Here is a 17682-nt window from a genome sequence, read left to right on the forward strand (position 1 = left end):
ATCTATTTTTCCTCGCGCAAGATGCTTAAAGCACTTTCTTTTACAATATCCAGGCTTGCAAGGAAAGAAATCAGTAGACTTAAGCAGGTAATGATAAGTACAGACACCAGCGGCTGAAACCAAGAAAGCTTAAAGTCGCTTTCAAAAAGGAACGCGTTTAAAGAAAAGCTGACTAAAACGCTTAACAGAGCCCCGGCCAAGGCAGCCAGGAAGGACAAGAAGGCAAATTCCGCCAAAATAAAGCTCGCCACCTCGCCCCAAGAAGCTCCCAGGATTTTAAGCATATTCAGTTCCCAACGACGAAGTTTGATCTGACTTCGCACAATGGAAAACAGCACAATATAACCTGTTAATAAAGCAAGCCCCGCCATCAACTCCAACGACCAACTCATTTTTTCAGCGGTTTTGAGGACCTCGTCCACTGTGCGCACCACATCCACAACAGAGACATTGGAAAACTCTTGAGCCATCTCATTCTGCAGCAAAGATCGTTTTTCTTCGGGCAAAAAGGGAATCGCGGCAATAAATGTTTTCGGAGCCTCATTCAACACTCCCCTTTGCACAAGAATAAAGAAGTTGGGTTGAAAGCTTGTCCACTTAACCTTACGCAGGTTGATAATCTGTCCTTCAACCTCAACGCCCTGAACATCAAAAACCAAAACATCGCCCAGATGGAAACCCATACGCTCCGCAAAACGATATTCCACCGACAGCTCAGCATATTTTTGTTTTTCCGAATCAAACTCACCTGAAAAAGGGCGGCCCTCAATGATATTCTCGGACGAAGAAAGGTCATGACGGTAAGAAAGATTCACACCTCTGTTTCGGAAACGAGCCTCCCGCTCTTCTTCACGGGTTTTAAATCCTTGGTCCTCAATCTTTCTTTCATAGTCCTGTCCATTCACTTTTAAAATGCGAGCTCGCACCAACGGGGACAACCCGAGTGGCTTGACATTATTTTTCTCCAGAATCTTTTCGACGCCCGGAAGCTGCTCGTCCTGAATATCAAACATAAAGAGGGAAGGAATCTTGCTGCGTCCCTCGACCTGAAATTCGGCCTGAAGAGAGTTCTTAAGCTGCGGCAAAATATTTATTAACAAAGCTCCCAGCCCCAAAGCCACAAAGATCGCAAGACTGGCCCCGGCTCGACGCGAAAGGCTTAAGAAACTGAATTTCAAAAACCATCGACGAAATCCCTTCAGCCGCCCCGCAAGCTTAACAGTAGAAAAACCAATCAACAGAAGCATCAAGATCACAGCGACCATCGAACCCACAAAAAGACTTCCCGTCATCCACGAGTGGGCCTGATAAACTGCCAAGAAATAGAACAGAACCAAGGGAGGTAAAAAGGGCCACCAGCGACGAGGCCCCTCACCGACAGAGAACTTTTCTTCACTGAAAAGTTTCGCAGCCTTAAGGTCAAAGATCTTAACCAAGAACGGGAGACTGACCACAAAACTGCCAAACACTGCCATCACCAAGCACACCAAAAAGGCTTCCAGGTTCACATGAGGGTGCAAGTCAAACGGAGTAAAGCTTGCCAGCAATCGACTGAGAAGCGGTAAAACAAGATAGCTGAAAAGCAAGGTGGGAACTGTTGCCAAAAGGCCCAGCATCGACGCTTGCAAGATATAGACACCCACGGCTTCGCCACTTTGTAATCCCAAAGTGCGCAAGATCGCGATTTCTTTCATACGCGTTGAAAGAAACAGTCGATAGATATAAGCAGCCCCCAAGGCCGACATAAAAAGAGCAACGATCGCCACAAGCCCCAAATAGTCAGACAGATACCCCAATTGTCTGCCCGAATCTTCCCCCGCCGACGATGGAGTCTCGATGGTAATTTGAGGATCCGGCAACGCTTGATAAAGTTTTTCCCGCAAGGCGTTCTCATCGCTACCAGCGGGCAGCTTTAAAAGATAGGCTAAGGAAAATGTACTTCCATATTGCAGTAATCCCGATTGTGGCAAAAGCTCTCGATTGATGAAAACTCGAGGCGCCAACGTCGCCGCCCTGAAGGTTTGCGTCGCATCTTTTTCAATCAAATCGGCGACCTTCAACTTAAGATTCCCCAATTTAATTTCATCTCCCACGTCCAAACCCAATTGGGATTTCATCTCGGGATAAATCCACGCGGTGGGTGAATTTAAAATCTCTTTGGGGGTTCCGTGGCGAATGACTTTTCCGGACTTTAGCTCCAGTTCCCCATAGAAGGGATAGGACTGATCAATGGCCTTAATAAGAATCAAACGCGAACCCTTGGCAGAACTCAGCATGGCAAAGAATTCGTAGATCTTAGATTGGTCCGCACCGGCAGGCAGAACCGCCTGCATTTTCTTCAGTTCTTCATCCGTGATTTCACGACGAGCCGATACCGCCAAATCCGCAGATAAAATGAATTTTGCATTGGCGCGAAGTTGATCTTCAAGGGCCGTATTAAAAGCTTGAAGAGAAACAAAACCCGCCAAACCTAAACTGAGATTAAAAATAAAAAAGAGACCAAAACGCCAACTGCGCAAAAGTTCTCGAAACGCCAATCGCCACAACATTAGATTTCCCTCAACTGACCTTCTTCAAGGCGCAGAACTCTTTCACATCTTTTCGCTAAGGCTTCACTGTGGGTTACCAGAATCGTGGTGATTTTGTATTTACGAACAACATCAAAAAAGACGTCCATCACCTTGTCTCCGGTATGGATATCCAGGTTTCCACTAGGCTCATCGGCAAGAAGAATCTTTGGCTTCACAACCAAAGCGCGAGCGATCGCCACACGCTGGCACTCGCCTCCGCTTAATTGACTTGGAAAGTGGTTCAGGCGATGCCCCAAGCCCAGCTCTCGCAAAGCCTCCTCAGCACGCTCGCGAGGGTTTTCCATCTTGAGTATCTCTAACGACAACATCACATTTTCTAAAGCCGTCAAATGCGCGATCAAATGATACTGCTGAAAAACGATGGCAATATTTTGGGCCCGAAATAGAGTGATTTCTTGTTCCGACAAGGGCGCCAAATTGACTTTATCAACCAGGATCTCTCCAGAATCCGCGCGCTCCAGTCCCGCTAAAAGAGAAAGTAAAGTCGATTTGCCGCTTCCTGATTGACCGACGATCGCGACAATCTGACCTGGTTCAATCGCAACATTAAGTCCCTTCAGAACCTGAATCTCCGTTTCGCCCTGGTGAAAACCTTTACGGACCTGATTTAAAACTAAGCTCACAAGGCCCCCTTCAGAATCTGAAAAATATTTTCCGCAATGATCTTATGCCCCTCTTCGTTGGGATGAATGCCGTCGGCCAAATTGTATTTGGGATTTCCACCGACCTTCTCCAGAATAAAAGGAATAAATGTGACCTTGTATTTCTTCGCCAAGGCTTCGTACATTTTTTTGAATTGCCCCGTATAGTCCGCGCCATAATTCGGAGGCATGTAAAGTCCCCCCAGGATCACTCGCACTTTTTGCGAGTTCGCATACTCAATAGCCGCAGCAAGATGTTTTTGACTGTCTTCAATCTTAAGACCGCGAAGGCCATCGTTCGCTCCCAAGACCAACAACACCGCATCGGGTTTTGATTTAAAAAGCCACTTCATACGCGTCACCGCAGACGCCGTGGTAGAGCCACTCACGCCCGAATTGATAACCGTCCACTCTTTTTTTCCCGCTTCGTGAAGTTTCTTTTCCAACAGCGCAGGATAGGCCGCCTCTTTGGCAACGCCATAGCCTTCTGTGAGGGAATCCCCCAACACAATTAGTTTTTTCTGAGCAAAAGAGAGAGAAGAAAAAAGAAGAATGATCCAAAATAAAAAAGGTCTCATAGGGTATCTATGAGACCTTTTGTTAGTCACTATGACAAGTCTGAGTTCGTCAAACTTGGGAGTGCTTAGTTGCGAGGACCGCGTCCGCCGCCACCAAAGCCGCCACCGCCACGACGTGGACCACCACCGCCGAAGCCACCACCACGACGAGGGCCACCCTCGCGAGGAGCTTGAGGACGAGCCTCAGATACGTTGATCGCGCGACCGTTCAACTCGATGCCGTTGCCTTTTTCAATAGCTTGATCTGCAGCAGAATCATCAGCCATTTCCACGAAACCGAAACCTTTTGAACGGCCCGTTTCTCTGTCCATGATAACTTTTGCGGAATCAACTGCACCGAATTGTGCAAAGTGATTGTGAAGTGCCTCATCGTCTACAGAGTAAGGCAAGTTTCCAACATATAATTTCTTAGCCACAAAGACCTCCTTATGGTTGGCTAAACCCGAGGAAGCCTTCGAACAGTTTGAAATCGAGAACACTCACACGGGGAACTAAAACTAAACTCAGGCTAGCACAGCCTAAAAACTGTGCAAGCCCAATTTTACGAACGCATATTATTATATTGTAAAGGTACAGGAAAGTTTCCGCCGCGCACCAGACTGATACACTCCTGCAAATCATCAATACTTTTGGAGGAAACCTTAATCTTATCCTCCGCAATCGCCGGCTGAACCTTCAGTTTGGAATCCTTAATCAATTTAATAATGTCCTTAGCAACCTCGCGGTCAATTCCTTGGACCAAAGTGACCTTTTGGCGGAGCATACGCCCCCCGGCTTCTTCCATTTTTTCGAACTTAATCGCCTTGATGTCTATGCCGCGGCGGTGGAGCTTGGTTTGCAGAATGCTCCCCATAGCTTCAATTTTGTAATCGTCTTCCGCCAGCAAAGTGACTTCTTTTTTGTCCCATTGGATTTCAGCTTTGCTCCCTTTAAAATCATAGCGCCCTTCAACTTCTTTGCGCGCCTGATTAATAGCATTATCAACTTCCTGAAGATCAATCTCAGAAACAATATCAAAAGAAGGCATTAAAAAAAGCTCCCTATAACTCAAGGTTGATCAAAAAAGCCTGACAACCGACTAGTGACCGGCGTTCCCGTGCAATCCATGAGGATGCCCGTGCAGAACTTCTTCAGTGGTCGCATCGCGAATCAAAACCATCTCAATACTAAATTCCAAATCCTGCCCCGCCAAAGGATGATTTCCATCCAATGTTACATGGGTGTCTGTGATTTTTGAAACACGCACGATGTGAGCGCCTTGACCCAGCTCCAAACGAAGGTGGCTACCGATTTCCAATTGCGGAAGATGAGCCAGTTCCTCTTTGGGAACATCCATGAACATATTTTCTTTCATCTCGCCATAGGCATCTGCTGCCGCGAGCTTTACAATTTTCTTGTCGCCCTCTTTGAGGTCTTTGATTTCTTCTTCAAGTTTAGGAATGATTTGACCTGCACCTTCCAAGAACGGAAGTGGTTGTCCTTTTTCAGAGGCATCCAAAATATTTCCATCAGGTCCTTTTAAAACGTAGTTAAACGCCAAAACTCTTTTCATCTCAATGCCTCCTTATTGGCTTTGGTGGCGGGTATCCCATTATTACTAGCCTTTTTCAACCGAAAACACCCTGTTCTTTCGAATATTTAAGAGGGGGCTTGAAATCTGCATACAGATTTCGATATAATTAAGTTTAGGATCGCACCTGAGGGGGAACGCATGATGCACATGTCCTCGCTGAGGTCCTTATTGCTCAACTCAAGTTACGAACCCATGCGGGTTGTAAGTTGGCAAAAGGCCTTGGTTTTGTGGTTTCAGGGTAAAGTAGAGATACTGGAATATCACTCTGCGTTTGCTCGATCGGTACAACGAAGGTTTCAGCTTCCAAGTGTCTTACGGCTGAAAACTTATGTGAAACCCAGGGCCCACAACGCCGTCAGGTTTTGCCGAGAAAACGTCTATATCCGCGATAACTACACCTGCCAATACTGCGCGACCAAGCTCCCCGCTAAACTGCTCACTCTCGATCATGTCATCCCGGCTTCTCATAACGGACCTAAAAACTGGACCAATGTTGTCTCCGCCTGTCGAGAGTGCAATCAGAAAAAAGCCAACCGCACTCCGCGCACTGCAAATATGCCTTTACTGAATGAACCGCGCGCTCCATCATGGCTGCCAACACTCGAGTTAGAAATTGGTGAAGACCATGTACCACCAGACTGGAGTCCTTACTTACGATTGAACACGGGATAAGTTTTGCGCGACGAAATTCACGAAATCACCACCCAAGAAACTCTGAGTCTTCGCCAAAGAGTCTTAAAACCTTTTCTGCGCGAAGATCAGTGCGTGAACCCGGGCGACGACCTCATCACCACTCACCACTTTGGACTTTTTCACGATGGAAAGCTTGTTTCTGTCGCTACTTTTTTATTAGAATCCCATCCTGATTTCGCGGCGGGCCTCCCCTATCGTTTGCGAGGCATGGCAACCGATGTTTCTTACCAGGGCCAGGGTCTTGGACAAAAACTTTTACGCCATGGCATTGAACATCTTCGCCAAAAGCGATGCGATCTGATTTGGTTCAATGCACGGATTAAGGCTTTTCCCTTCTATGAAAAACTTGGTTTTCTTTATCATGGCCCTCTCTTTGAGATGAAAGACATTGGGCCCCATAAAGTCATGTACAAGCACCTCATTCCTCGATAACCTCTCGGGAGGAGGATCGAGTGAATACGGACATTCACAATCAACTCACCACAGCCTTGACCACCATCATTAGCGAGACCAACGGCATCTCGCTTTCTGACACTATTGATTTGCTATTGTCTTCTGATCTTCAACAGAACTCCCCCGAGGCCTACAGTCAAGTGGCGGAGTTTCGCGAACTTCTGAATCGTTTTCAGATTAATCAGATCACCATCAGTGTTTTACTTAAACATCCTCTTTCAAAAGCCCTGGCTGAGTTCTTCAAAAACTTTCCCCTTAAATACAAAGAAGAACATATCCATCTGACAGGAGCCATCACCGCAGACTTTATTTTTCCCCGTCTAAAAAAACTGCTCGAGGGGCCTCACAAAGAAATCTATGAAGAGAAGATCAAAGAGGTTTACGGAGAAAAAGCCCTGCCGATTCGCACTGTCGAGGATGTGGATCGTCTGATCCGCCTTCAGGAAAATGAAGGTTTCTCGCGCTACCTGAAGATTCTTTATCTTCCCAAGTTGATTTTTATTTCACGCGAAGCCCACGAAGAGGCGGCCTATCATTTGGCTCATGAACTTTATTTCAAATACAACGTGGGCACCGTCCGACTTAAGTTTTCTTTGTCACGATCCACCGCCAGCTCTTCGGAACAAATTCCCGGCATTGACGATGTCACCTCCGAGGACGTCGTCTTGGGTCTTTATGATGGCTTTCGAAAGTTTCAAGTTGAAAATCCTCATTTTGATTTCATCTTATCGCCTTCGTTCCGCAAAGAAGCCAATCACTTTGACGCCGAAAAGTATCCAAATCGACAAGCCCATTTCATGGAGCAGATCAACGAGATCGTCAGAATGTTGGACAAGTATCCTTTTCTGGTTCGCCACCTGACCGACGTGGACACCGTGGGTGACGAACGCGAACTTTATCGCAAAGAGCACTTCAACGAAATGCAGGCGGGCTTCCGCAAACTGCAATATCGCGGCTTCAAAATTCGTTCTCACCACGGAGAAACTTGGCACACCTTAAAAAAAGGAATTCAAGCCGTCGACAATGCCATGAACATTTGGCACATCGACACCCTTGAGCACGGCATCAGTCTGGGCATCAATCCCAATAAATACTTTCATCGCATTTACCAAGACATCCATGCCAAAAACCAAAAAGGGGTCGCCATCAGCGACAAAGATCCTCTTTACCGCGAGCTGGTCGAACTGGATTGGGGTTTCAATCGGCATGTCCTTGAAAAAATTCTTCAAGGACAAAAACTCAGCCCTGAGGAAGATGTTTTATTCGTCAAAGCCAAGTTCCACACCGCGCGCGAAGTGGAACACTATCAGCACGATGTTTTAAATCGTATGATTCAAAAAGGCGTGACACTGGTATCACTCCCCTCTTCGAACAACAAATTGACCGGAAAGTTTGAAGACTATAAGGACCACCCCTTTTCGTGGTGGGAAAAGAAGGGCGTGCAACTGGGAGTGGGCACCGACAACCATGTCACTCTGAACACCAATTTCATCTACGAAATGCTTATTTTATTATATACTGACGCCGTCAACCTGAAGATCACCAAACTCTTGATGGTGACGACCGGAGAAACTCGCAGACCATACATCAGTCATCTTCTGTGGAAGATGCGAAAGCAGCTTAGAAAGACAACGACGAAATGACAGAAAAAAGAAATATTCTAAAGGACCTTTTTAGCAAACAAATGCTCATCGTTTTTTTATTGGGTTTTGCCAGCGGCCTCCCGCTACTTTTAACTGGAGGCACCTTAAAGACTTGGCTAGCGCGTGAGCATGTGGACATCAGCACCATCGGCTACTTTAGCTGGGTGGGTATGGCTTATTCTCTGAAGTTTTTGTGGTCTCCCCTTTTGGATCGCTTTACGCTTTTCAAGATTGGACGTCGTCGCAGTTGGATGCTGGTCACTCAAGCTCTTCTCATGGCCTCCATCTACTATTTGGGAACACTGAATCCCCTGCAAAATCTCACAACCATGGCCGCGATGGCTGTGTTGATTGCTTTCTTTAGTGCGACCCAAGACATTGCCATTGATGCCTATCGCCGCGAACTTCTTTCTAATGAAGAGCTGGGGCTGGGGTCGTCTCTAGGGATCTACGGGTATCGTATCGCTTTGCTTTTGTCCGGTGGTGCCGGCATCGGGCTGGTCGGTTCAGAGATCTGGCCGATCACATGGGGACAACTTTATTACATCATGGCTGGATGTATGATCGTCGGTGTACTGACAACCCTCTTTGCTCCTGAGCCGAAGGTCGATTCTCCTCCGCCACGTACACTCATGGAAGCCATCGTCGATCCCTTCTCTGAATTTTTAAGAAGACCGGGTGCGTGGTTCATTCTTCTTTTCGTTTTTATGTTTAAGCTGGGGGATGCTCTTTCCGGCGCCCTTTTAAATCCATTCTATGTAGAGATGGGCTTCAGCAATGCCGACATTGGTTTGATCGCTAAAACTTTCGGTTTGATGTCGAGCCTGGTCGGTCTTTTCTTCGGTGGTTTGGTTATTTATTATATCGGCATCTACCGATCGCTGTGGATTTTTGGAGTTCTTCAAGGACTTTCGACAGCGGCCTTCGCCCTTCTTACGCATACAGGCCCTCAAGCTTGGGCCTTAGCCACAGTGGTTGTATTCGAAGATGTCAGCTCGGGAATGGGTTCAGCGGCTTTTGTGGCCTTTCTTGGAGCTTTGAGCAACAAAAAGTATACGGCCACTCAATACGCAATTCTTTCCAGTATTGCGACCCTGGGCAGAAACTTTTTCTCAGGATTTACAGGCGACATGGTGAAGAGTTTGGGATGGGGCCCCTTCTTCTATGTTTGTGCCCTCATCGCAATTCCCGGACTCTTTATGTTAATTGGAATGAGAAAATACCAAACTGCAGAAACTGTTTAGATATCTGCAATGTGCCTCAACAAATAAGGGGCCCTCGGTATTTCGCGACGCCAACAAGACCTCTTTGATCTTTCCTCTTTCGCACTGAGTGCTAAGGTAAAAGGCAAAGAGGTTTTTTTATGCCAGCAAAGAAAGTCATCATCGTCGGTGGAGGGTTTGCAGGTCTTAAGGCCGCTCGCGCCTTAGGGAACAAGAGCGACATCGTCGTCACTCTGATTGATCGTCGTAACTATCACCTTTTCCAACCTTTGCTTTATCAAGTGGCCACGGCGGGACTTTCACCCGCCGAGATCTCGGGACCCATCCGGGGAATTCTTTCTCAATATAAAAATGTTTCTGTCTTCCTCGACAATGTTGAATCCGTCGATTTAAAAAATAAAAAACTGCAAGTCCCAGGACAGTCTCTGGATTATGACTATTTAATTTTGGCGTGTGGAGCCAAGCACAGCTATTTTAATCATCCCGAGTGGGAAGAAAATGCTCCCGGCTTAAAAACTCTAGAACAGGCCACAGAAATTCGTCGTCGCCTTTTGATGGCCTTTGAATTGGCAGAGAAAGAAAGCGACACCGAAAAACAAAAGCAGCATTTAACCTTCGTGATTGTGGGCGCGGGCCCCACCGGCGTTGAATTGGCCGGAGCGATTGCTGAGATCAGTCGCCATACCTTGATGAAAAACTTTCGACGTATTGACCCCTCTCGCACACGCGTCCTTTTGATCGAAGCCGGACCGCGCATCTTAGCCGCGTTTGATTCAGAACTCTCGCGCAAAGCCGCTCGCGACCTTGAAGATCTGGGCGTACAAATATGGACTAACACCCGAGTCACTGATGTAAAAAACACCTCTGTCGTTCTCGGGGAAGAGATCGTCAAAGCATCCACCATCTTATGGGCGGCAGGCGTGCAGCCCTCCAGTCTCAATAAAATTCTGGGCACTCCTTTGGATCGAGCGGGGCGTGTGATTATTGAGAAGGAGCTCTGCTTGAAGGACCACCCAGAGGTTTTTGTCTTAGGCGATCAAGCTTGTTTGATGGGTGAGGACGGCACACCCCTGCCTGGACTTGCCTCCGTAGCCATGCAACAAGGAGTGCATGCGGCAAACCAAATCTTGCGGGACGTGAAGGGCCAACCGCGACGACCCTTTCGTTATTTGGATAAGGGACAGATGGCTACGATTGGGCGCAAAAAAGCCATCGCACAGATTCACAATCTTAAATTCAGTGGGTTTTTCGCCTGGATTTTGTGGCTCTTCATTCACGTTTATTATTTGATTGGCTTTAAAAATAAATTCTTCGTTATCTGGCAATGGGCCTATGCCTATCTGACTCTAAAACGAGGTGCCCGCTTGATCGTTGATAAGGAGTGGCGCTCCCAACCTAAGAGCTCTGTATAGTAACACTGGATCTATTCAAGATTTCTGGAGACGCTTAGCCTTGAGAGCATGTATCTTCATAACTTTTTCTCTATCCAACCACCTTACATAAAAAAACAAGCTGAGGGCCTGACCTGGTTGGCCTCTGCCTACAAGGCCGCACAACAAGGGCAAGCCTACTCGGAAGAAGAATACAATAAACTTTTACAGAGAGTCGCTTGCCCCGAATCGCAAATAGAAACACGTCGCTTCTTTATCCCTGACACTCAAAGCACTCATTGGGAAGATCACTCGATCTATCCAATCACTCGCAGCTCTCGCGGCGCCACGATGGAGCGTCGTCATGAGTTTTTTCACAAAACGGCCCTTGAGTCCTTTCAAAAAATTTATGAAAACCGCCCCTTTCCGGACGATATTATTCATGTCAGTTGCACAGGCTATATTTCGCCAAGTGCCGCCCAAATGATTGCCGTGAATGCTCCGAAGAACATCACAGTCACTCACTCCTATCACATGGGCTGTTATGGAGCCTTTCCGGCCTTGCGCATGGCCTCCGGCTTTCTAAGCGGCTCGGAAATCTTAGGAAAAAAGAAGTCAGTGGATCTTGTCCATACTGAACTTTGCAGTTTGCACCTCAACCCGCAAGACCCCAGCTTGGAACAAATGGTGATTCAAAGTCTTTTCGCCGACGGAGTGATTGCTTATTCAATGACACGAGAAGAGCCCGCTAAAGGATTTCGTCTGATTTCACTTTATGAGGAGCTGGTTCCCAACACTTCCGAGGCTATGGAATGGATGGTGGCGGACTGGAGCATGAAGATGACTCTTTCCAAAGACGTGCCTGCACTGATAGGAAAAAAAATCAGAGACTTCACGACAAAATGGTTGAGCTCTCGAGATTTTGATATCAGCGACATTATAAAAAACGCCGTCTTTGCTGTTCATCCCGGGGGCCCCAAAATCATCGATCAGGTGGCCCAACAATTAGAGCTAAAAGAAGAACAGGTGCAGGGCAGTCGGCTTCTGCTAAAAGAACGCGGCAATATGTCGTCAGCGACGTTGCCTCACCTGTGGGAACGAATTCTTAATGATGACACAATTCCGTCGGGCACGTTGATTGTGAGTTATGCCTTTGGCCCGGGACTGACCCTCTGCGGGGGTTTGATGGAGAAGTTATGAGCACGTTTTTAATCATCTCAGGACTACAAGGGGCCGCCATATTATTTGACGAATTCTTTTTTCATCGTCAGCGGGGTCTGCCTCGCTGGGAAAGGATCGGCCATCCCATCGACACCATGACGGTGTTAGCCTGCCTCCTTTTCTTGACCTTTATGGAGAGAAATCCCACCACCGAAAAAATCTATATTGCGATGGCCATCGCCTCCTCCTTATGTGTGACCAAAGATGAGTGGGTTCACCGCAAATTCTGCACAGGCACAGAAATGTGGCTACATGCGGTTCTCTTTGTCATCCATCCCCTCATGCTATTTTCGGCCATGCTGGAGTGGGAGGACAGTCGTCCGCTTTTTTTAGCGGTCGCTGGGGGCATCTTCGTTTTTTTGGTCTATCAAATTGTCTACTGGAACTTTGTCGAAACACGCGCCCGGAAAGCCAAGCAGGCTGCAGCCTACGCACGCATTCAGCAGGAAGATCTTTATGAATACTTCGGCGAATAGGTCCTAAATTTTCAGCTCCGTCCTTGCTTTGGCGCGACGCGATATGCTATCTTGGCTTCTCTTTACGTTCCTGCTTGCGGAGAGATGGCCGAGTGGCTGAAGGCGCACGCTTGGAAAGCGTGTTTAGGTCAAAAGCCTAACGAGGGTTCGAATCCCTCTCTCTCCGCCAATTTAAAGTCTTTAGGGTTCGTCAGTCAGAACCTAAGGAATGAAAATCACGAATCAAAGGTTTCAACGAGTTAGCAAGGTCAAGTCAAAGTGACAATCACAGATAATCTCGGTCATGATCTTACTAAAATCTTACTGAGGTCTTAGTCAATCGCAGTCTCTTAAGAGCGTTCACACCCACTTGTTCTTGTCGAAAGAGCCTCACACATAACGGAGGTTCTTATGAATCTAATCGGTCGATTTGTTTTAGGGCTCGTGAAGTTGGCGTTAGTGACCGATTTTACTGATGGCATTTGTCCCAATACCCAAGTTGCATTTAACATAAATGCTTAAATACGACGGTCTTCCTTTAGTTTTGATGGCGTCAATCAATTCACAGATGTTTTTCATGCAAAATGGCGCTAAATAGTTAAGATATATATGCCAAAAGCTCTCTCGAGGCCTCAGATATTGTCCACGATCCTAGTATGCATTCTTATGCTACTTGGCTACTACTTTTGGGAAGCTAGAAATGAAGGTCCTATAATGAACGAAGTTGCCGCTCAAAATGCTGAACGGAAGGTCAATTTCTGGGAAAGTGTTCAAACTCTTGGAGGAGCGATAGTATTAATCGGAATTTTTTTAGAAGTTGGAGGGCACTTAGTCTCAAGTCCTACTCAATCTAGCCTTTCTAGTTACCGTAAATCAGAGATTGCCAGATTAAATGCGGAAGCCGCTGAAGCCCGAATGAAAACCGCACAACTCGAATTTCAGATCGGAGAGGACAGAAAGAAACAAGCTCCGAGGTCTTTGACGCCAGAGGAAGAGAGAATACTCGCCACCCTGAGAGGAAAATTTCAAATAGCTTATCTCTTTGAGAATAACCCAGAGTCAGAACAGTTTGCTCAGAAAATACTGGGTGCTATCGAAGGCAATGGGGGCAGGGCCAGCTGGATTCGCCTTAACGGGAATTCGAACTTTGGACCCTCTCAAGGGCTGATCTTGTTTGCTCCCCCTCTGGCAAAATTACCATCTCTATCTACAAAGGACGCTGAAGGCGATCCCATATATTCAACCTTGATAAGGGCTGGACTCAATGTTGGCATCACCAACGCTCCACAATTACTCGCGATAAATAATCCTGAAATTCTGAGCATCCCTCCAGATAGCTATATGCTATTCGTCGGCTTAAAGCCTCTCTACTAAAGTTTAGACAACAATGATTTGTGCCAAGGAGGAAAAATGGTTGTTCAGTGCGAGATTATCTATTCGTCGGCAGATTCGTCTATGCGCCTGCGGAAATCATTCGACACCCATCAAATCCGCCATTTTTGATAGTAGTCGAAACCTCGATAGGGTGACCTCAATAAATACCAATTTTAATCTTAGAGGGATGAATCGCTGCGAACTGCAGAACATTCTCAAATAGCTCAAGATGTTTTTCCTTTGGCGCCTCGCTGAGATATCTATCGCATATTCGACACGAGCCTTGATTGTGCTCTCTGAGACTTGGAAATCTCAATAGCCGCGATAGCCCCCTCAATTAACGACGGATGAAAGTTCCATGAGCTAATGCTCGTAGGCGCTGAGGTTGAGATCTTTGCGATTGATTGGAAGTGAAGTCGGATCACTTGTGGTGTTGAAAGAACAGCGTACTTCTTAAGATTTTCCAAGAGCGAAAAAATAAAGGCGCGATTTTTAAGCCAGCGCCTTTTAATTCTTCTGCTCAGCTCTATCCCTTAACCGAAGTCATTTTTTCTACCACTTTCTAAGCTGCTTTCCTAAAGCTGACATCGAGATCGTCCATCAAATCAGTCAATATCTTTTCCTTAGCGGTCTTTACGGTAACTTTAGATAAATGCAAACCTGAAGGAATTTCCTTGTTGCATCTAGGTTTGAGCCACGCAATTGCGCCTTTCTCCACTTCTAAAATCCGCTTTTTAAACTCAGATGATTTAACTGGTAGATTCATGCATCGAACATACAGGAATGAGAACCGCTCCAAAGTACTATTGTTAAACGATTCGAAAGTCGCCCAATTATCAGCTGCAAAAGAAACGCGATTTACACTTGATACACAACCACGGTGTAATGCCAATGAGTCAGAAGAATACTTCGAAAGAGAATGCAACAGTTCACTTTCTAGACGTGACTTTTCAAGTTTCTCAAAAGCTCTGGGACCTATACTTACCTTGTGACCTCTCATAGAAATAGTGCCCAGATGTTTATCCCAGCGAGTTTTAATAATGTTTCCCCCACCATTATCAGAAGCTTGTCCAAGAAAGCTGCCTACGTATATCAACATCTCATCAAAGAAAATTGCATATATTCCAGATCCCCTTGGGTCCAAATGCTTGGTTACATTCTCCGCTATCTTAAATTCTACATTGAAAAAGTTAGGTCTGCCTGGTGTGGCAGGACGAGTCCGTAGGGAAAATATTTTCGACGCATTTAGGTAGTAGCATTTGAAAGTAGACACTTAAAGCTCCTATACCACTAAACATATCGGAATTTTGCCACCATGGTTGAGGAGTTCTATTTTGAGACACCTTGATTGACCGGAGTCTATCGTAGATCGTAGCTTTCCAATCGACAAACAATTGGAAATTTTGGCATTAGGACCCTTAATACTCTCTCCGCCAATTTTTATCTTCTTTTCATTTCAGGTCTTGGCCCCACGGTTCCACTCAGAAATCAATTAAAACTTGCCTACTGTCATCAGGGGTACTTTAATATTTGTTTACACAAGGAGCACACCCCATGACCCTCATTGATCTCTTTCCAAGAGGAGCAACCCATCTGCAAAAGGAAGCCATGGACGCCTATCAAAAAAGATTAACTGCTTTTGAAATGGACAGCGGGCATACGGCAAACCTCAGAGGACTCATCCGAGATATTAATAAATATATATTTTCAAGTGATATAAAAGACACCAATAGATTTATTCTTATCAGAGATACCTACCCCCCCATGATGGCGACGTACATCTCAGGAAGAGTCCCGTCCATTAACTTATATTTCGTTATTTACGACTCCCAACAAGACACCGTCATCGACTGCACTACCAAGTTAGATGACTGTACCGATCTTGAACAAAAGATGGTCGCCCATTACAAAAACGCGTCCGCCCTGATCGCAAAACATCTTATTGATTTTCCATAACCACTGAGGGCTTCTTCATAATTCTCAATTCTTAGACTTCATACTCAAAACGGAAACAATCCGCCTTCTTAAAGAAGCAGGGGCCGTTTTAAGACCGAATCAAGTGGCCTGAGGTTTGAAATACCATAGGCACACTTATGGAGGTCCATTATGCGTCTTAATTTATTTAAATCTGTATCCATTATTATGTCCCTAACCCTTCTTTCGGGCTGTGCGGCGACTCAGGTCGCCATTTCAAAAAGAAAGCTCGATGTTCAGACTAAAATGAGCTCCAGTCTTTTCCTGGATCCCGTTGAAAATGAACAATCCAAAAGAATCTATATTCAGACAAAAAACTCTTCGGATAAACCCGACTTTCGAATTTCTCAAGACTTAGAAAACGCTCTTCGCTCTAAAGGATTCAAAATTGTTTCCAACTTAAATCAAGCCAAATTTGTTCTTCATGTTAACGTTCTGCAGGTCGGAAAAATGGATCCCAATGCGGCCGAAGCAGCTATCTACAAGGGTTACGGCACCGACGGGGTGGCCCTCGGCGCGGGGACGGCTTATGTCGCAGGAGCCAGCGATAAAACGATGGTGGCCGCTGGCATTCTTGGTGGAATTGCCGCCGTTGTTGCGGATTCTCTGGTTAAAGACGTTCACTTTAGCATTATCACAGACGTGCAAATCAAAGAACGTGTCGAAAACAAAACAACAGTGCAAAACACCGAGTTGCACTTTAATCAATCCGGAACAAGCGGCACCATTTCGAGATATTCAGAGAAAACAAATTGGAAAACTTATCAAACTCGAATTTTGAGTTCTGCAAATAAGGTGAATTTGGAGTTCACGGAAGCGGCTCCCGAACTGCAACGAGCTCTTGCTCAAAGTATCGCAGGCATCTTCTAAGCTCTATAATGAATTTGGCGGCACGCGAATAAGGTTCAGCTCTTCCGTGCCGTAATTTTTTTGTCATATATTGATTTTCCCCTGAATAGCGACTAGGTTCCAAATCAACATTTTGGGATTTAAATGACTATGAATGAATCAAGACTGATCGACCTCGAAATTAAGTTTTCCCACCAAGAAGCGGCTATCGAAGAGTTACAGCAGACGGTGCACAACCAATACCTGGCTATTGAAAAGCTTGAGAAGGCGCTTAAAGTCGTTACAGATCAACTGAAGAACCTCACTGGCGTTGAGGGCGCGGCGAACGAGAAGCCGCCGCATTATTAAACGACCCCACTCGGATCATATATTTAAAAAAAGTACCGCCCTAACCTGCTGAAATATAAAAACAATATTCAATTTATCAAATAAAGACAATTAAGTTTACATCAGGGTCGCCGAAATAGATATAACTCAATATTTGTTTAAGGAGACTGCGTGAAAAACTATCGAATCGTTCTACTGATCCTTTCCTCACTGACACTGGGAGCCTGTGCTACGATCGTAAAGTCAGAAAAGATTCCCGTTCGATTTGTCGGTGGCCTGCAAGAGGGAGACACCCATATCAATCTGCCTGATGGACAATACAATCTCAAGAACGGTCAAACTACGATTCTCGTCTCACGCTCGAAAGAGGACATTCCTATCACCGTGACCTGTAATCAAGAAACACGCGATGGAGTCATTCAAACTAAATACGACGCAGTTGCGGGCATCCTGGGAAATGTCGTCTTCGGTGGAATCATCGGAATGGGCGTTGATGCTTATAACGACAAGACCTATGATCCCCCAGCGACTTACAACTTGAGCCCGCTCTGTCTAAAAACACCGCCCAACAATCCCGTCGCTGAAAAGACCAGCACAGTGGAAAAGATTCGTAAACCGAGTTCCAATTACTAATACTTTTAAAGATATAAAAAGAGGCTTCGTGATCTGTACCCCAAAAAGTGGACTTTTAAATAAAAGGGAATACCCTGAGTTTAG

Annotated in this window: 19 protein-coding genes and 1 tRNA gene; 13 read left to right on the forward strand and 7 right to left on the reverse strand. The window is 45.9% G+C overall.

The features are described 5' to 3' along the window. Window positions 1-2 precede the first annotated feature (2 nt). The 6 genes from ACM64D_RS06670 to ACM64D_RS06695 all read right to left on the reverse strand — a co-directional run bounded on the left by ACM64D_RS06670 (window position 3) and on the right by ACM64D_RS06695 (window position 5362). Window positions 3-2549, reverse strand: a complete 2547-nt coding sequence (locus tag ACM64D_RS06670; protein WP_415062416.1) for an ABC transporter permease — start codon at window positions 2547-2549, stop codon at window positions 3-5. Beyond that, complete coding sequence (locus ACM64D_RS06675) at window positions 2549-3214, reverse strand: ABC transporter ATP-binding protein (RefSeq protein WP_415062417.1); 666 nt, start codon at window positions 3212-3214, stop codon at window positions 2549-2551. The genes ACM64D_RS06670 and ACM64D_RS06675 overlap by 1 nt, the downstream gene beginning before the upstream one ends. After that, complete coding sequence (locus ACM64D_RS06680; protein WP_415062418.1) at window positions 3211-3810, reverse strand: arylesterase; 600 nt, start codon at window positions 3808-3810, stop codon at window positions 3211-3213. Before ACM64D_RS06680 ends, ACM64D_RS06675 begins: the two co-directional genes overlap by 4 nt. Window positions 3811-3875: 65 nt before the next feature. Beyond that, window positions 3876-4226: an RNA recognition motif domain-containing protein gene (locus ACM64D_RS06685; protein WP_415062419.1), complete on the reverse strand. Its 351-nt coding sequence runs from the start codon at window positions 4224-4226 to the stop codon at window positions 3876-3878. Between the two features lie 125 nt (window positions 4227-4351). Further along, window positions 4352-4837, reverse strand: a complete 486-nt coding sequence (locus ACM64D_RS06690; protein ID WP_415062420.1) for a YajQ family cyclic di-GMP-binding protein — start codon at window positions 4835-4837, stop codon at window positions 4352-4354. 51 nt (window positions 4838-4888) lie between these two features. Next, on the reverse strand, window positions 4889-5362 hold the full coding sequence (locus ACM64D_RS06695; protein ID WP_415062421.1) for an FKBP-type peptidyl-prolyl cis-trans isomerase: 474 nt from the start codon (window positions 5360-5362) through the stop codon (window positions 4889-4891). A gap of 159 nt (window positions 5363-5521) precedes the next feature. Here ACM64D_RS06695 and ACM64D_RS06700 point away from each other — a divergent pair, with 159 nt between their 5' ends. From ACM64D_RS06700 to ACM64D_RS06740, 9 genes are all read left to right on the forward strand, one after another. Further along, the gene (locus ACM64D_RS06700) at window positions 5522-6055 is read left to right on the forward strand and encodes an HNH endonuclease (RefSeq protein ID WP_415062422.1); all 534 of its coding nucleotides are present in this window, start codon (window positions 5522-5524) and stop codon (window positions 6053-6055) included. Between the two features lie 3 nt (window positions 6056-6058). Further along, window positions 6059-6508, forward strand: a complete 450-nt coding sequence (locus ACM64D_RS06705) for a GNAT family N-acetyltransferase (RefSeq protein ID WP_415062423.1) — start codon at window positions 6059-6061, stop codon at window positions 6506-6508. A 20-nt stretch (window positions 6509-6528) separates the two neighbouring features. Continuing rightward, window positions 6529-8172 carry a hypothetical protein gene (locus ACM64D_RS06710; protein WP_415062424.1) on the forward strand — a complete coding sequence of 548 codons (1644 nt, stop codon included), beginning with the start codon at window positions 6529-6531 and terminating at the stop codon, window positions 8170-8172. After that, window positions 8169-9416 carry an AmpG family muropeptide MFS transporter gene (locus ACM64D_RS06715; protein WP_415062425.1) on the forward strand — a complete coding sequence of 416 codons (1248 nt, stop codon included), beginning with the start codon at window positions 8169-8171 and terminating at the stop codon, window positions 9414-9416. Before ACM64D_RS06710 ends, ACM64D_RS06715 begins: the two co-directional genes overlap by 4 nt. A gap of 119 nt (window positions 9417-9535) precedes the next feature. Next, the gene (locus ACM64D_RS06720; RefSeq protein WP_415062426.1) at window positions 9536-10807 is read left to right on the forward strand and encodes an NAD(P)/FAD-dependent oxidoreductase; all 1272 of its coding nucleotides are present in this window, start codon (window positions 9536-9538) and stop codon (window positions 10805-10807) included. A 48-nt stretch (window positions 10808-10855) separates the two neighbouring features. Beyond that, window positions 10856-11965 carry a 3-oxoacyl-[acyl-carrier-protein] synthase III C-terminal domain-containing protein gene (locus tag ACM64D_RS06725; RefSeq protein ID WP_415062427.1) on the forward strand — a complete coding sequence of 370 codons (1110 nt, stop codon included), beginning with the start codon at window positions 10856-10858 and terminating at the stop codon, window positions 11963-11965. After that, window positions 11962-12462, forward strand: a complete 501-nt coding sequence (locus tag ACM64D_RS06730; RefSeq protein WP_415062428.1) for a hypothetical protein — start codon at window positions 11962-11964, stop codon at window positions 12460-12462. Before ACM64D_RS06725 ends, ACM64D_RS06730 begins: the two co-directional genes overlap by 4 nt. Before the next feature lie 78 nt (window positions 12463-12540). Then, window positions 12541-12631 (forward strand) — tRNA-Ser (locus ACM64D_RS06735). Window positions 12632-13155: 524 nt separating this feature from the next. Further along, complete coding sequence (locus ACM64D_RS06740) at window positions 13156-13815, forward strand: hypothetical protein (RefSeq protein WP_415062429.1); 660 nt, start codon at window positions 13156-13158, stop codon at window positions 13813-13815. 562 nt (window positions 13816-14377) lie between these two features. On the opposite strand, the gene ACM64D_RS06745 is transcribed toward ACM64D_RS06740, so the two are convergent. Beyond that, the gene (locus tag ACM64D_RS06745) at window positions 14378-15088 is read right to left on the reverse strand and encodes a hypothetical protein (protein WP_415062430.1); all 711 of its coding nucleotides are present in this window, start codon (window positions 15086-15088) and stop codon (window positions 14378-14380) included. A gap of 281 nt (window positions 15089-15369) precedes the next feature. Here ACM64D_RS06745 and ACM64D_RS06750 point away from each other — a divergent pair, with 281 nt between their 5' ends. From ACM64D_RS06750 to ACM64D_RS06765, 4 genes are all read left to right on the forward strand, one after another. After that, window positions 15370-15771 (forward strand): hypothetical protein, encoded by a 402-nt coding sequence (locus tag ACM64D_RS06750; RefSeq protein ID WP_415062431.1) that lies wholly within the window; start codon window positions 15370-15372, stop codon window positions 15769-15771. A gap of 150 nt (window positions 15772-15921) precedes the next feature. Then, window positions 15922-16659, forward strand: a complete 738-nt coding sequence (locus ACM64D_RS06755; protein WP_415062432.1) for a complement resistance protein TraT — start codon at window positions 15922-15924, stop codon at window positions 16657-16659. 123 nt (window positions 16660-16782) lie between these two features. Beyond that, entirely contained in the window at window positions 16783-16986 is a 204-nt protein-coding gene (locus ACM64D_RS06760) for a SlyX family protein (protein ID WP_415062433.1), read from the forward strand. Between the two features lie 150 nt (window positions 16987-17136). Next, the gene (locus ACM64D_RS06765) at window positions 17137-17598 is read left to right on the forward strand and encodes a hypothetical protein (protein WP_415062434.1); all 462 of its coding nucleotides are present in this window, start codon (window positions 17137-17139) and stop codon (window positions 17596-17598) included. Window positions 17599-17682 lie beyond the last annotated feature (84 nt).

It is taken from the genome of Bdellovibrio sp. (genome assembly GCF_047637665.1).
GTDB lineage: Bacteria > Bdellovibrionota > Bdellovibrionia > Bdellovibrionales > Bdellovibrionaceae > Bdellovibrio.